At 61.6% G+C, this 14,514-nt stretch carries 12 protein-coding genes and 1 tRNA gene; 8 read left to right on the top strand and 5 right to left on the bottom strand.

Features of this window, described 5'->3' with window-relative positions; genetic code table 11:
- Nucleotides 1-3 precede the first annotated feature (3 nt).
- From ACLJEU_RS04875 to ACLJEU_RS04860, 4 genes are all read right to left on the bottom strand, one after another.
- On the bottom strand, nt 4-954 hold the full coding sequence (locus ACLJEU_RS04875) for an amidohydrolase family protein (protein WP_414660689.1): 951 nt from the start codon (nt 952-954) through the stop codon (nt 4-6).
- Nucleotides 951-2,090: a M20 family metallopeptidase gene (locus ACLJEU_RS04870; protein ID WP_414660690.1), complete on the bottom strand. Its 1,140-nt coding sequence runs from the start codon at nt 2,088-2,090 to the stop codon at nt 951-953. The genes ACLJEU_RS04875 and ACLJEU_RS04870 overlap by 4 nt, the downstream gene beginning before the upstream one ends.
- Nucleotides 2,091-2,975: 885 nt before the next feature.
- Nucleotides 2,976-4,454, bottom strand: coding sequence for a sulfatase (locus tag ACLJEU_RS04865; RefSeq protein ID WP_414660691.1), 1,479 nt, complete (start codon nt 4,452-4,454; stop codon nt 2,976-2,978).
- Between the two features lie 195 nt (nt 4,455-4,649).
- The gene (locus tag ACLJEU_RS04860; protein ID WP_414660692.1) at nt 4,650-5,564 is read right to left on the bottom strand and encodes a LysR family transcriptional regulator; all 915 of its coding nucleotides are present in this window, start codon (nt 5,562-5,564) and stop codon (nt 4,650-4,652) included.
- 75 nt (nt 5,565-5,639) lie between these two features.
- On the opposite strand from ACLJEU_RS04860, the gene ACLJEU_RS04855 reads away from it, so the two are divergent.
- The 7 genes from ACLJEU_RS04855 to ACLJEU_RS04825 all read left to right on the top strand — a co-directional run bounded on the left by ACLJEU_RS04855 (nt 5,640) and on the right by ACLJEU_RS04825 (nt 13,189).
- Nucleotides 5,640-6,152, top strand: coding sequence for a response regulator (locus ACLJEU_RS04855; protein WP_414660693.1), 513 nt, complete (start codon nt 5,640-5,642; stop codon nt 6,150-6,152).
- Between the two features lie 340 nt (nt 6,153-6,492).
- Nucleotides 6,493-7,404: a hypothetical protein gene (locus ACLJEU_RS04850; protein WP_414660694.1), complete on the top strand. Its 912-nt coding sequence runs from the start codon at nt 6,493-6,495 to the stop codon at nt 7,402-7,404.
- A 37-nt stretch (nt 7,405-7,441) separates the two neighbouring features.
- Nucleotides 7,442-8,293, top strand: a complete 852-nt coding sequence (locus ACLJEU_RS04845) for an ImmA/IrrE family metallo-endopeptidase (protein WP_414660695.1) — start codon at nt 7,442-7,444, stop codon at nt 8,291-8,293.
- On the top strand, nt 8,290-8,814 hold the full coding sequence (locus tag ACLJEU_RS04840; protein ID WP_414660696.1) for a hypothetical protein: 525 nt from the start codon (nt 8,290-8,292) through the stop codon (nt 8,812-8,814). Before ACLJEU_RS04845 ends, ACLJEU_RS04840 begins: the two co-directional genes overlap by 4 nt.
- 34 nt (nt 8,815-8,848) lie before the next feature.
- Nucleotides 8,849-11,704 carry an AAA family ATPase gene (locus ACLJEU_RS04835; protein ID WP_414660697.1) on the top strand — a complete coding sequence of 952 codons (2,856 nt, stop codon included), beginning with the start codon at nt 8,849-8,851 and terminating at the stop codon, nt 11,702-11,704.
- On the top strand, nt 11,701-12,768 hold the full coding sequence (locus ACLJEU_RS04830; RefSeq protein ID WP_414660698.1) for a 5-methylcytosine restriction system specificity protein McrC: 1,068 nt from the start codon (nt 11,701-11,703) through the stop codon (nt 12,766-12,768). The genes ACLJEU_RS04835 and ACLJEU_RS04830 overlap by 4 nt, the downstream gene beginning before the upstream one ends.
- Before the next feature lie 160 nt (nt 12,769-12,928).
- Nucleotides 12,929-13,189 (top strand): hypothetical protein, encoded by a 261-nt coding sequence (locus ACLJEU_RS04825; RefSeq protein ID WP_414660699.1) that lies wholly within the window; start codon nt 12,929-12,931, stop codon nt 13,187-13,189.
- Nucleotides 13,190-13,271: 82 nt separating this feature from the next.
- Here ACLJEU_RS04825 and ACLJEU_RS04820 read toward each other — a convergent pair.
- Nucleotides 13,272-13,356 (bottom strand) — tRNA-Leu (locus ACLJEU_RS04820).
- 312 nt (nt 13,357-13,668) lie between these two features.
- Between ACLJEU_RS04820 and ACLJEU_RS04815 the strand changes: the two genes are divergently transcribed.
- Complete coding sequence (locus ACLJEU_RS04815; RefSeq protein ID WP_414660700.1) at nt 13,669-14,424, top strand: RsmE family RNA methyltransferase; 756 nt, start codon at nt 13,669-13,671, stop codon at nt 14,422-14,424.
- Nucleotides 14,425-14,514: the final 90 nt, after the last annotated feature.

The raw sequence follows: 14,514 nt of genomic DNA, 5'->3' as shown, positions 1-14,514 counted from the left end.
AAGTTAGCTGAAGAAGAGCTTCTCTGCCGTCCGGCGCAGCAGCCACGTCCGCTCCTCCGCGGTCAGGAAATCGATCCGATCGCGAACCAGGACAATGGAGTCGCGATACGTGCGGCCGGCCTCGACCTGAAACGGGCAATCGCTCGCCCACATGAGACGAGCGGCGCCAAACGCATCGCGCACCCGGCGAATCATGGGAGCGAGGTCGGTGTAAGGCGGCTGCTTCGCCCCCAGCGCATAAAAGGCGGAGACTTTCACGTGCGTGTGTTCGAAGTCGGCGAGTCGGCAGAGGCGATCGAGATCGTCCGGGACGATGACCCCGCTGCCGCCCACGCGGGCAAAATGATCCAGCACCACGCGGGTCCGCGGAAAGCGCGCGCACATCCGCTGCACCGCCGGCAACGCATCCGGATTCGCCAGCGGACATATCGCCAGTCCGGCGTCGGCGGCGTACGTCCACATGGCTTTCATCCCGGCAGAGTCGCCCCACGTTTCCGCCCGCGCCTTGTCGGCGTACAACCGAAAACCGCGGACGCCCTGGCCCGCGAGGTGTTGCATCGTGGCCACCACCCCCGGCGACGTCTCGTCCACCACCGCCACGCCGCGAAAATCGCTCGGTCGCGCCGCGATGGCGTCGAGCATGTAGCGGTTATCATACTGATAAAAACTCATCTGGATCAGCACCACCCGCGCGACGCCTTCCGGCCGGCAGTGGGCCATGAGTTCCTCCGGCGTGAAACTACGCGGCGACACCTCCTTCTTGCCCGCGAACGCCGCGGCTCTCGGGTAGGCTTGCGTGTCGGGCGTCCACACGTGGGCGTGCGCATCGATGAACCCACGCTCGTTCGCTGGGGCCGGCTGGCCGCGGACCTGGCTCATCGCGCCAGCCACGGCCGCCGCCCGCAGGAAATCACGACGCGATGTGACACGGGAGGGAAGGACGGGAGCGTTCACTGAAAGCGCAGGATGAAGTCGCGATAGAAAGCCGCGGCCGTTTCCACTTCCGCGAGATCGACGTACTCGACGGCGCCGTGCGCCTGGTCGATCGAGCCCGGACCGAAGACGATGCTCGGCACCCCCTGGCGCGAGAGCTTGCTGGCGTCGCTGCCGAACGGCACGCCGCAGGGTTCTCCGTCGAGCCCGCGTTCCGCCAACAGCGTGGTGGCGAGCCGCACGACTTCGGATTCAACCGCGGTCTCCAACGGTTCGTCCGTCAACATCGGCGGCTCCATGATCGCCTGCAGCGTGGCGTGCCGCGCCTGCAGCGCGGCAATCAGACTTTGGTAGTGCGCAAGGACGGCCGCCGGCTTCTCTCCCGGCAACAATCGCCGATCCACTTCGATCACGCAGTCGTCGGGCACAAAATTTACCTGCACGCCGCCGTGAATGACGCCCACATTGCACGTCGCGGGACCGAGCAGCCGATGCAGTTTGCCCGCGAGCCGGTGATGGTCGTCCTCCAAGGCGAGGATCACGCGCGCCATGTGATTGATCGCGTTGATGCCAAGATGCGGTTTACCGCTGTGCGCCGCCTTGCCCTGAACGCGAATGCGCCAGCGCAGCACACCCTTGCTCGCGACGACGGCGCGGAGTGAGGTCGGCTCCGCGACGATGGCCGCCTGGGCCGTGAGCCCTTCGCATAGCCGGGTCACACCGCGAAAGGAAAATTCCTCGTCCACCACCGCCGCGAGCCAGACATCGCAGGGCGGCACGAGTCCGTCCGCCCGCACTCCGGCGACTGCATGCATCATGGCAGCGAGCCCGCCCTTGGTGTCGCAGGCGCCGCGACCATAGAGCCTGCCGTCGGCGATGCGGGGTTCAAAGGGCGCAATCGTCATCCCTTGCACCGACACGGTATCCAGGTGCGCCTCCAAAATCACGCGCCGGGCGCGGTCCCGCCCGGGAAGACACGCCACGATATTGTCTCGTCCCGGCCACACCTCCTGTTCGCGGACCCCAATTCCCCGGGCTGCAAAAAAGCTCCGCACCCAGCCACCCAGTTCGCCCTCGCCGGGCCCGCCATAGGCCGGATTCACGCTGTTGATCCGTACTAAATGGGAGAGGATTTCGACGACACGGGGAGTGGACATGGGAAAAGTGCGGGCTCGTGCAGGCCTTGGTGAGCGAGTCTGGGGTGACGTCAGCAACAAGCGTCCGCTGCTTCAGTCAAACGCGGCACGAGAGCAATCTTGAAGAGCGTCACGCAGTCTCTCTGCTTCATCAACTGCGATTGCAGTTGCCGCGGAGTGGTGCTTGTCGGTCAGCCAACAATTACGTCCATGCCCGGCCACGGGGCTTCGGTAGTTCAATCAGCAGCGAGCGGCCCGAGCCCGTTATGGTAGCGAGACGGGCCAACGCTGACCTCCGGGCGACCGTGCGGGGTTTCCACCGTGATTGCGCCGGCTGTCACAGCGCGGATGCCGGCGTTCGCCGCCGCTGGGGCGCGCGTCGCAGGCGTTGTGGCGTTCGTTGCAGCGGGTCGGCCGAGCCTCATCGCCTCGGCGGCGAGCCACTTTGCGTTCGGGTCGCTCGTCACAGCGCGAGTGCCGGCCCTTGCAACGCCCGGGTTGAACGTTGCAGCACCTCTGTCGGCCGTTGCAGCAGCCGCGTCGAACATCACAACGTCCGTGTCGGGCGTTGCAGCACCCGTGTCGTCCGTTGCAGTGCCTGTGTCGAACGTCACAACGCCCGGGTCGGACGTCGCAGCGCTCGTGGTGACCGTTGCTGCGCTCGTGTCGGGCGTCACCGTGACAGTGTCGGTCGTAACGGTGGCCGTGCCGATCGTTACCGCCCGAGTGTGGGTTGTCACCGCGCCTGTGCCGTCCGTCCCAGCAGCTCGGGCGCTGTCTAACCGGCGCCGTAAATCTCTTATTTTCCTTGGATTACCCTTCTCGTAGCGGCGTGGGGCGCGGAGACGACCGGTGACCTGAACTTCAGCGGGTTGAGGCGGGCGCGTTCGTGCCCATTCCAGGAGTTTACAATTTCGTTCCGGGGGCGAACTTCTCGAACGCCGCGGCGTTGAGTTCGGATCCGTCCCAGGGACGCGCCGGCTCGACTTCCGGGGCATCGACCGTGGGCAACGCGCGCGCGAGCCGCGTCTTGATGTCGGCGTAGCGCGGATCCGAGGCTAGGTTCGTCCACTCGTAGCGATCGCCCTCGTGATCGTAGAGCTCTTCGTCGCCATTGCGGTACCGGATGTAACGGAAACGCCCGTCGCGGATCGAGTGATTCGCGAGCCCATAGGTCGAGAGCACCGGTTGGCCGCGTTCACTGCGTTCACCCCGGAGAATCGGTGAAAGGTCGACGCCATCGAGCGTGTGGCTGCCGGGCGGCGGGAGGCCGCAGAACGTCACCAGCGTCGGGTAGATGTCGATCAGGCTGACCGGCGTTGGACAGGATTGCGGCCGAATGCCGGGTCCCGAAATGCCGAACACCACACGGCACGTCTGATCCCACAGCGCGAATTTGGCCCAGAGGTTTTTCTCCCCGGCGTTGTAGCCGTTGTCGCTCGCGAACACGACGAGCGTATTCGACGCGTAGGGGCTCGCCTCGAGGGCGTTCAGGACGCGGCCCACCTGTTCGTCCACGTACGTGGTGGCGGCGTAATAGGAACGCAGATACTCGCGCAGCAGGCCGGCGTTCACGACGGCGGCATGCGTCCCCTGGGCGGTGGCGCGCCAGCGGCCCGGTGCCGGCACGTCGTCGAGGTCATCGGGCCGGTAACCCGGCGGCAGCGTGATCGCATCGAGCGGATACAGGTCGAAGTAGCGCTTCGGCACGATGCGCTCGGAATGCGGACGCCAGAATCCCACCGAGAGAAAGAACGGTCCGTCGTGCTTCTGCCGCAGGAACGTCACCGCCCGCTCGGCCTGCTCGGTGTCCTGTTGAAACTTCGTCGGATCGTCGCGATCCCAGTCATCCGGCAAGGCAGCGAATCGAGTGGGAAGGTACTTCGGATCCGGAATCCGGACGGTGTCGGGCAGCACGAAGCGGAGGAGGTCAGTGTCGATGTACGTGACGTACCTCTTTACCCCGTGGCCCTTGAAGTAGCCCGGCGTGTAGTCTGCGAGGTAATCGTCCTGATAGCCGGTGTGCGCGATCTTGCCGTAGCCGGCCGTGAGATAACCGTGGTCGAGAAAGTGCCGCTGCAGCGTGATCGCCTTCGCGATCGGCGCCGTGGTCCGGCGGCCGGCCTGGCTGTTATAGTAGACGCCGGACTTCGCGGCGTGCACGCCGGTGAGAAAGGCGTTGCGCGAAGCGGCGCACACCGGCGCGTCGCAGTAGGCGCGTTCGAACCAGGCGCCCCGGGCGGCCAGCCGCTCGAAGTTCGGCGTCCGCACCGGCGACTCGTTGCGCACGCTCGTGAGATTGGCCGCGTGATCGTCGATCAGGATAAAGAGCACGTTCGGCCGGGGTTGAGCCGGCGTGGCGGCGGCGGATCGGGCGGCGGCCATGAGCGCCAGCAATGCGCCGAAGGCGGCACAAAAAACAGTGCGAGCAACGGCCGATCGCGTTGTTCGCGATGCAGGTCCGGAACGGAGTAGCAAAGACATGGGAGCGTTGCGGAAATGGAGTATCGCCGGCCGGACGGCAAGGGTTCGCCCGTCGCGTCCATCTACTTCAGCGAGAGTGCCCGGGGTCGGGAATTCTCAATCCGCTACTAGCTGCTTTCCCGGCCAATGAGCAGGCTTGGCTCGCCGCAACGTTCGGATGACGGTCGCGAGGTTAGGGTTGCCGTTGGTGTCGTTCCAAAAAGCAAACCAATCTACACGGGTCTCACATGGTAACAGGCGCACTGCCCTAACGAGCGGCCCTACCAGTGCAGAAGGCGGCAACAAGGTGATGCCGCGTCGCGCCGCGACCAACGCAACTGCGTCCGCCATATCGCGGGCTTCAGCCGCGATACTCGCTCTAAATCCTGCCTGACGGCAAAGCTCCACCACCAGGGCGTGGCAGCCGGGAAAATCCAATTCGTGGAGGACGATGAATTTTTCACCGTGTAGGTCGCCTAGTCGGAGTCGCTTGCGTTCGGCCAAGGGATGACCTTCCCACAGCACATACAGGAGTCTGACGCTCGTAACTTTGATCCCCGCGAATTCGCTTAACAACTCAGGCTTCGCATAACCCGGCAGAGCGATATCGATCGCGTTTTTCCGCAGCGCATCGAGAAGTGCCGCTGGTTTGTCCACCGTCGGCTGCACATCGAGCCAGGGCGCAATTCGCCGCAATCGGTGAAGTACAGAGACAAAAACCGGCGCAGCTGCCGGATAGAGGCCGATGCGCACGACGTTCGTGTCAGTCCCGAGCACGTTTTGCGCTGTATGCCGCACTTGGTCTGTCAGGCGCAACATTTCATCGGTATATGCGAGCACCGCTCGACCGGCGGCAGTCAGCGTCATGCCTTTGGGAGTACGTTCAAACAACGAAGCATCCAGTTCACTTTCGAGCTGATGAATCCGACGACTGACCGAGGGCTGAGAAGCGTGCAGCCGCCGTGCTGCGCTGCTCACGGTGCCTGCGCTAGCGACAACTGCGAAATAACGCAGTGACAACGGATCGAGCATGGCCCCACGAAATCAGCATAGGGGTGCAACGCAACCGGCATTGGTCGGCTGCAGCGGCAGCGAGTAGAATAGGCGATGCAAAACAGAACCCTATTCACGGTGGGATTCGGTGCCCAGCCGATTCCGCCGACGCGAGATGGTCCGGTATCCCGTGGAGAGCCATTCTCTCCGTCCCTGCTTCGTTGCCGCGTCCTCGTGGTCGAAGACTCAGAGGACTGGCAGGAGCTGCTGGCCGTGATGATCCGCAAGGTTCCAGCGCTGGAGCTCGCGGGCTATGCCCCGAGCGCTCGAGAGGCGATGGCGCTGTTCCCGCGGGTGCAGCCGGATTTGCTAATCCTCGACTGGCATCTGCGCGACGGCGATGGTCTCGCGGTCCTGCGACTCGCCAAGCGTGCGCGCCCCGCGTGCACGGCGGTGGTCTTCACGCTAAGCAATTCGCCGCGCGAACGCGCGCGCTGCGTGGCCGGTGGCGCCAATCATCTCGTCTCGAAGGAAACGCCGCAGAAACTCGCCCTCCTCCTGGAACTGGCGGGGGAGAATTTTCGCGCTGCTTTGTGCCCGCCCGCTCCTACGCAGCCTAAATTATGAAATCTTCCGCGCGCTGGTCGAAGACATTCTGCCCGGCTGCCAACGCGGAGCCAGCAACGAAACTTTTGGGCAGGCGTGGGACAGGATTTCTACGGCAGCGGAAAAAGAGCCGACCCGCGGAACCTACACACGGTTCGCACTCGAACGCCTTCTCTCGGAGATCAAAACGTATAACGAATCACTGCAGGGATTCTTACCCGAGTTGGAAAAACACGCAAACGAGCTACTCGCAGCTTTCGTCCCTTGGACGACCATGGAATTGAGTTGGGGGTCGGGTGCCGGCTACGACTCGAGCCGGCGACGCCGCAGCAAATTTCACCTCGGCTCAATCCGCTTACGAATGCGCGAACGCGGCGGCGATCCGTTGAAGACGCCATCGGAATTTCTCAACGAAGCCCGCGTCACCGCCATCGGCCTCTGCCTCTACCTTGCCGGCATGGCCCGAAGTATCCCGCCGAAGCGGGGCGATGGAACGACCTATCCGCGTCTGCTCATCCTCGACGACGTGTTGCTCAGTCTCGACATGGCGCACCGGTTGCCGCTGCTCAGGATTTTGCGGGAGCGTTTTTCGTCGTGGCAGGTCCTGCTCCTCACCCACGACCGCTCCTGGTATGAAATCGCCCGGCAGCAGCTCAACAACGGCTGGATTCACCACGAACTTTTCACGCAGCAAGTCGGCGACTATGAGCAACCGCTCCTGCGGCAGGACCAAGATCATCTCGGCTGGGCCATCGATTTCCTCGTGCAAGGCCATGTCAAAGCAGCCGCCGTCCACGTCCGCACCAAGTTCGAGGAAGTCCTGAAACACGCCTGCGTGACTCTCGCGGTGAAAGTGCCATTCTCGACCAACCCGCGCACGGTGAAAGCGAACGATCTATGGTCGAGCCTGCTGGCCCACGATGTCGCCGAACTGCCTCCACCCAAAACCTTCCAGAAAGGTGGCGTCACATACGCCCTTCGCCCTCGACCGCATGCCGCCAAGGTTGCGGATGTCCATCTACAGGAAGCCATCCGACATTCACTGAGTTGGGTGTTGAACCCGCTCAGTCACTCAGAATCGATCGCCTCCTTCCGCAAAGAAATCGAGGACGCCCTCTTCGCCGTAGCCGAGCTGGAGGCAGCGGTTCACAAGGCATGCGTGCGACAAGAAGTGCTCACCCAGCACGAGCGCGCCGAATTTCTCCGGTTGATCTACAGTAGACCGGCCAGCAGTAGTGCCGCGGCGGCTGTCGCTGCGCCCTCAAAGCCGTAAGGATTTCGAACGCCCGATTTCAGCACGACCCCAACTCATGGCGACGCAAACCGAGCTTTTTGATGAAGAGGTTGCCCGTTCTTTACTCGACCAGCTGATCGACGATTCTCGCCTCTACAAGTCGAGCAAGGACTACATGGAAGTGCTGGAATTCACGGCGCGTTTGAGGAATTTCGCCCCTTTCAACGCGATGCTTTTGCACATGCAGAAGCCGGGACTAACTTACGCAGCATCCGCCCACGATTGGGCGGGGCTATTTCAGCGGAAACCGAAAGAAAGAGCACGTCCGCTCCTGATCCTATGGCCATTCGGCCCAGTGGCGCTGGTCTATGATGTGCAGGACACGGAGGGCCCTCCGCTACCGCAGGACGTTGACACCTTTTTCGCCCGCGGAGCGATTACCGCGGAGCGCATTCCTGCATTCATCGCGTTGATGAAAGCGAAACATATTGAGTGTCTGGCCTTCGATGGCGGTGACGCCAGTGCCGGCGCAATTCGGTTACTCACCCGACCTGTCGAAAAGAAAGCCGGGACCTACCGGATGCACGTCAACAGGAATCACGCCGCCGCAGCCCAATTCGTCACGATCGCTCATGAATTGGCGCACCTGTTCCTAGGTCATTTAGGGTCAGACAAGATCTTGAACATCCCTCACCGGCCACGGCCTGAGCATGCCCAGGCCGAACTTGAGGCCGAATCGGTGGCCTATCTGGTGGCCCAGCGGAATGGCTTAGAATCGAAGTCACAAACCTACCTGGCTAATTTCGTGAGCCAGCACATCACCATCGATGCGCTCGATCTTTATCAGGTGATGCGGGCAGCAGGTCAGGTCGAAGCACTGCTCGGTTTATCATCCCATACGCGATACGAGCGTCCGATTCCCAGATGAAGGTTTTCGAACGCCAAACTATTGGTTATGGCGCGGATTGCCTAGCGAGCTTTTTTCGCTCTACGCTTTTCCCGTCGCCATTCTTCGACCAGCCGGCCCCGGTTCGCGGCATCTGCTTTGCGTCCGGTGACAACGCCCTCGAAGAGGCCCGCACGTTGGCGGAGCAGACCTTGAACGTCGGGACGATCGTCATCCGGACTGGCGACATGACGCCCGACCGGTGGCGCGATCTCTTGCATACTTTGTCGCCGCCCACGCTTACACTTTCACGTGTCGCCCTCATCGTTCCCAACGTCGACCGCGTCGCGCCAGCGACCCAGGAAAAGATTGCGAACGCGTTGCTCGCGACACCGCCGGGCGTGCCTTGGCTAATTACTGTTTCCGACCATCGCAAGCTCGACGCGGGCTTGACGCTCGGGCTGCTTGTTTATCTCGGACTTGGCCCCAATGGGCGAATGCGCTTTCTTTCACAAAGCGGCCAGCACCTCATGATAGATTACGGCAGTCTCCAGCGGCCGTAGCACCAAGCCCGCCACCCTGTCAGATCTCTTCCTCATGTTTTCTTGGCTCCCCCTCCATATAGAAGCTGCTAAACGGCTTCTCGACTTCGAGACCAAGCAATCGGAGCTGATCGCGTTGCTTTCCGACATGGAGCGACAAGGTCTCAACGTGGTTCCTCTTACGGATCGTCCGACGGAGGACTCTCAGGCGCCGCTGGCGGAGATCGATCCGTTCACTTTTTTTGCCGTCTTCAACCGTTCGCTCACCGCGCAGAACCGGGTGAAGAATTGGGCGTATCTAAAAGAGAAGTGGGGGCTCCAGTCTCCGCTGCCGCGAGACTTCGACGGCATACCGATTCTCCATCCTCAGAATGCCTGGTTCTTTCCGTTTCTCTACCGCCGATCTCCCGACGACATTCCCGCGCTATGGAAGCTGGCCCGCACCGTGATTGAACAGAAATGGGCGGCAGTTTCACCTCAGCTTTTTGAGCGCTGCCTCGCAATCCACACCATCGGCGTTGGCAAACTCACGACCGGCCTCTTCTGGGTGGCGCCAACCGAGTGTCTCCCTATCACGGCGACGACGGTGCAGTATCTCAAAGCGAAAAACGTTTGGGTCGAAGTTACGGACAAGGCATCACTCGACACCGTCTTGAACGGCGTGCGGAGCCTGCTCTCCTCTGATTTCGTCCAGGAATCACACAACGCCTGGCGACATTGCGAGACGGATGGAGACATTCCGTTCGAAGTAGACGAAGCCACCAAGGCCAAACTTTGGGCCGCTTTTGTGGAGAGATATCCTGACTTCAAAGATTTCTCTCACCCAGGAGAGGCGTTTCCGACTGAAGAGACCACCTACAAGCGAAGGGGACTTCAGAAGTTTGCCGAGTTGGGCGGCCGCGACGAAATGAAGCGGTTACTTAAGGCTGGCGATGCTCGTGCGGCCTTCGACATCGCGATGAAGTCCGTCGGAGCGCTTAACATCGTCAGTTTTCAGTCGTGGCGGCCCAGCATTGGCTCGGACCGACCTGAAGTGCTGGCGGACGTCTTGGACACATTTATGGGCGCCACGGAGGTGCCCTACGCGGGCTTCGACACACTACTTCCGGTTTTCAATACGCTCGCGCGGCACCGACTCGACGCGGCGTGGGATACTATCTCCCTCTTGTTGTGGGCGCTGCGGCCATCGGATTACTTCCCGGTCAAAATCAGATACTATCGCAATCTCGCGGAGAAAGTCGGCTGGAATCTGGAATCCGGGCGTCCCACACCAAGTAGCTACAACCAGATCATCCGGTTTGGCCGTGCATTTTGGGATGTCGCCGCGGCCAAGCAACCGGCCGATTGGGTCGACGTGCAGTCGTTCATGTGGGCATTGTGCGAGAGTTACGATCAAGCTACGGAGCCAGCTAAGGACGATGCGCCTTTCGTGAGCGAGCCTGTGGCGCCCATTGCACCGACGCCGGCCGTGACCATTCGGGCCAAAAATATCTGGCAGATAGCGCCGGGAGAAAAGGGACGCCTGTGGGAAGATTTTTACCGCGAGGGCATCGTCGGCATCGGTTGGGACTCGCTCGGCGACCTCAACGGATACCGCTCGCAGGCCGCGATCGAAGCCGCGATGAAAGCGCAGGAGCCATCGGACGGCAGACGCTACAACGATGCTCGTTGCTGCTGGGAGTTTGCGCATGTAATGGCACCAGGCGACATCGTCATAGCTAAGCAAGGCCGCTATAAACTGCTTGGAGTCGGCAGGGTCACGTCTGACTACCTGCACCGCTCCGAGCGCGAGGAATATCACCATCTGCGAAAAGTCCAGTGGCTGCGGCACGGCGTCGTCGAATTCGACGGCACGATGACGGTGAAGACGCTCACGAGTATTACGCCTTATCCAGACTTCGTGAAACGGATGTTGGCGGCGCTCGGCGAGCCGGACTTGGTCCGGGAATTGTATGGCATCACCTTCGACGAAACGTCGGGTATTTCCGATCCGGTGGCGGCACCGACAATTGAGCTCGAGGATTTCGATCGGGCTGCGGCGTTGCGACGCCTCTTCATGCCCGAGCAGCAATTCGACGGAATCCTGGACCAATTGGAGCGGAAGAAGAATGTGATTCTGCAGGGGCCACCGGGCGTGGGGAAAACATTCGTCGCGCAAACGCTCGCGGCTGCGCTGATGGGGAAAGTGGATCCGTCGCGCGTGCAAATGGTGCAGTTTCACCAGTCTTACGGCTACGAGGAGTTCATCCAGGGTCTGCGCCCGACCCCGACCGGGGCGTTTGTGCCGCGGAAGGGGGTTTTCCTTTCGTTTTGCGAGCGCGCGGCCGAGGACCCACACCGGCGGTGGGTATTCATCATCGACGAGATCAATCGTGGCAATCTGAGCAAAATCCTCGGTGAACTGATGATGCTCATCGAGGCCGACAAACGGGACAAGCGCTTTGCCATGCCGCTGGCCTACGACGATCCGGGCACCCCAAAATTTTTCGTGCCGCCGAATGTGCACCTCATCGGGCTGATGAATACAGCCGACCGGTCTCTTGCCATGGTCGATTACGCGCTGCGCCGGCGGTTCGCGTTTGTTTCGCTGCGTCCCGAAATCGGGTCGGCCAAATTCAAATCCCACCTCGTGGAAAACAATGTGCCGCTCGCGCTGGCCGAAGTTCTCATCGGATGTGTGCAGCGACTGAATGAGAAAATCCGCCAGGACAGCGCTGATCTGGGGGAAGGCTTCTGCATTGGTCACAGCTATCTTTGCCCGCCGCACGGAATGTCCGATCCGAAGGCATGGGTCGAAAGCGTGCTGGAGTATGACCTTCGGCCGCTGCTAGAGGAGTATTGGATGGAAAGATCGGAGCGCCAGCAGCTGGCGGAAAACGAGATCGCGGAAATCCGGAAGCTGCTCGCGTGAGTGTCGAAAAGATCCCGATCCAGAACATCTACTTCCTGCTGTGCTACGCGCTGGATCACCTCCAAGAGAAGCACTACGCGGACGTGCGCACGGAGGGGTGCGACCGTATTTGGGACCTCTTTGCGACAGTGCTGATCCGCAGCACGCAGCAGGTGGTGAAGCGCGGCGTGCATCGCGACTACCTGGTGATGCGTGAACGACGCGCCTTGCCGCGGGGAAAGATTCTGCTGACGGAAGAGCTGCGAAGGCCCGCCATCGGGTCACTGGCCCGCACGTGCGAGTTCGACGAACTCAGTGCTGATATCCTGCCGAATCAAATCATTCGGGCGACGCTGGTGCTAATGCTCGGGAACCATGGAGTGAAGGCCGAGCTACGAGCGCAGCTGCGAGATGTGCTCGGTTATTTCGAGCCCTTTTCGGCTTTGCGACTGGAGTCGCGCGCATTTCGTCACGTGCAACTGCATCGGAACATGCGACACTACCGTTTCGTGCTGGATGTTTGCGAGTTCATCCATCGGCAATTGTTGCCCAGCACGACAGCGGGGCAGGAACGCTTTCGCGATTTCCTGCGAGACGAGGCTCGAATGGGTGAATTGTTCGAGCAATTCGTTCGGATTTTTTTCGCAAAGGAGCAGTCGAGGTATCGGGTGAGCAGCCCTCAGGTCGCATGGGCGCTGGATGAAAGCCAAAGCAGTCCCGGGGGACTGCAATTACTCCCCTCCATGCGGACCGATATCTGCCTGGAGGCGTCTAACGAGAAAGTCATCGTCGACTGCAAATTCTATTCGATGCCGCTGCGGACTCACTACGAGAAAACGAGCTTCATCTCCGGCCATCTCTATCAGCTCTTCACTTATCTAAAGAATCAGGAGCGGCAGCCGGGATGGGAAACGGCTCGCGGGATGTTACTCTACGCGACAGTCGACGAACCCTTCGACGAATACGTGCACCTGCATGGCCACCGCATTCGCGTAGTCTCTGTCAGGCTGGATCAGGACTGGCAGAAACTTAGCGCAGAGTTGCTCGGATTGCTGTCCTTTGAGGCCTCTTCCGCTGCAAAATGAGTAGTGGTACCTCGCCATGTTCGCGCGATTTCGTGCGGGAGTACGTGCGGGGCAACGGCGAGCCCGCGCGGATGGAATACTTTCTCCGCGGATCGCCCTGGTACTTTGCCAAGTGGCCCGCGCAGACGGTCAACTACACGGAGTCGCAGGATGATCGTTCGTGGATCGATGTCATCACGGAGAATCCGGATCACAACGGATCGCATCCCAAGGCGCCGCCCGCAACTATGAGCTGCTGGCGAAACGCGTGCAGCTCGCAACCGACGCCCAGGGCTTCGTCAACACGCTCGTGCAGGGCGTGCAGGCCTTCCTCCAGAATTCCTCGTTCCCGGCCGACCCGTGCACCATCGCGTTGACCGATCGGACCGGCCGGGCGCGGTTCCCGCCACCCGCGCTTAACTCCAAAGCCGGAAATGAATGATTCGCTCGCGGCCGAATTACACGGGCCAACGACTGCAGTTTTGTTCCCTTTCCGTTCCCTCGAATTTGCCCTCCTCTAGGACTGGTGCCCGGGGTGGGGATCGAACCCACAAGACTTTCGTCGGTAGATTTTGAGTCTACTGCGTCTGCCAATTCCGCCACCCGGGCGACTGTCAATCCGCGAACCGTAGGTTGGCGGTCCACGGTGTCCACGAAAAATTGACCCCGCCGTTTTTTGAACACCCGCCGCCCCGACGCGTCTTTCGCCGTGTTAGTTACCCGTTCTTTTTGGGAAGTTCATAGTTAATCAGTTCAAGTCGGCAAGGGCGCCCGGTTTCACACCGGGCGCCCTTACTGTTTTTCAGGCGCCGTAGGCGCCGCGTGGCGGCGCAGTTGAAAGGTGAAGGGTGAAAGTTGAAAGACCACCGCTTGCCGGAATCCGGCTTTCAACTTTCACCCTTCACCTTTCAACTTCTGCCGATGCCCGACTTCCGCGCTTACTGCACTCCGGCCGCCGCCGCGCCGACGGAGATCACGCTTTCGCCGGACGAGTCGCATCATCTGGTGAGCGTGAATCGCGCGCGCGCCGGCGACTCGGTGGTTGCATTCGACGGGCGCGGCACGGAGTGGATCTGCGATCTGGTTTCCGATCGCAAAAGCGCTGCCGTCCTCCGGGTGCGTTCACAGCACACGCGTCCGCCCCTGCCCTTCGCCATCACGCTCGGTCAGGCACTGCCCAAGGGTCAGTCGATGGACGCCATCGTCCGCAAGGCCACGGAAATCGGCGCGGCGCGGATCGTCCCGCTCGAGAGTGAGCGCACCCAGGTCCACCTCGATGGCGACCGCTCGGAGCGCAAAATCGAAAAGTGGCAAATCGCGGCGCTCGAGGCCGCGAAGCAGTGCGGCAACCCCTTCGTGCCCGAGATCGCACCGGTACAGAACGCGTCCGCCTTCATGGCGTCGGCCCGCGACTTCGATCTCAAACTCATCGCAAGCCTCGAACCGGGCGCACACTCGCTCAAGACGGCCTTGGCGGACTTTCGCACGGCCCACGCGCGACTGCCGCGCACCGTGCTGTGGCTCGTCGGCCCCGAAGGCGATTTCTCGCCGGCGGAAATGAGCGTTTCACGCGACGCCGGCTTCCGTCCCATCACGCTCGGTCCCCTCGTGCTGCGCTGCGAAACCGCGGCGGTGTACGCGTTGAGCATTCTGAGTTACGAGTTGCTGGCGGGTTGACGACGGGAATCTGATCGATCGGGACCGCGACCGCCCTCGGTCGCTGCCGGTGTACGACACCAGAGTCGGAGCGACCGGGGGCGGTCGCGG

This window comes from Terrisphaera buseokensis, from assembly GCF_047521145.2.
In the GTDB taxonomy this organism is placed as follows: domain Bacteria; phylum Verrucomicrobiota; class Verrucomicrobiia; order Opitutales; family Opitutaceae; genus ER46.
The sequence above is the reverse complement of the archived record's forward strand: the minus strand, read 5'-3'. Positions and strand labels throughout refer to the sequence as shown.

What these genes read in the sequence shown, in the direction of transcription:
- ACLJEU_RS04845 (WP_414660695.1), top strand. Translation starts at nt 7,442, where the DNA reads ATGGCGACGCAAACCGAGCTTTTTGATGAAGAGGTTGCCCGTTCTTTA.
- ACLJEU_RS04835 (WP_414660697.1), top strand. Translation starts at nt 8,849, where the DNA reads ATGTTTTCTTGGCTCCCCCTCCATATAGAAGCTGCTAAACGGCTTCTC.
- ACLJEU_RS04870 (WP_414660690.1), bottom strand. Translation starts at nt 2,090, where the DNA reads ATGTCCACTCCCCGTGTCGTCGAAATCCTCTCCCATTTAGTACGGATC.
- ACLJEU_RS04860 (WP_414660692.1), bottom strand. Translation starts at nt 5,564, where the DNA reads ATGCTCGATCCGTTGTCACTGCGTTATTTCGCAGTTGTCGCTAGCGCA.
- ACLJEU_RS04855 (WP_414660693.1), top strand. Translation starts at nt 5,640, where the DNA reads ATGCAAAACAGAACCCTATTCACGGTGGGATTCGGTGCCCAGCCGATT.
- ACLJEU_RS04865 (WP_414660691.1), bottom strand. Translation starts at nt 4,454, where the DNA reads ATGGCCGCCGCCCGATCCGCCGCCGCCACGCCGGCTCAACCCCGGCCG.
- ACLJEU_RS04850 (WP_414660694.1), top strand. Translation starts at nt 6,493, where the DNA reads ATGCGCGAACGCGGCGGCGATCCGTTGAAGACGCCATCGGAATTTCTC.
- ACLJEU_RS04840 (WP_414660696.1), top strand. Translation starts at nt 8,290, where the DNA reads ATGAAGGTTTTCGAACGCCAAACTATTGGTTATGGCGCGGATTGCCTA.
- ACLJEU_RS04815 (WP_414660700.1), top strand. Translation starts at nt 13,669, where the DNA reads ATGCCCGACTTCCGCGCTTACTGCACTCCGGCCGCCGCCGCGCCGACG.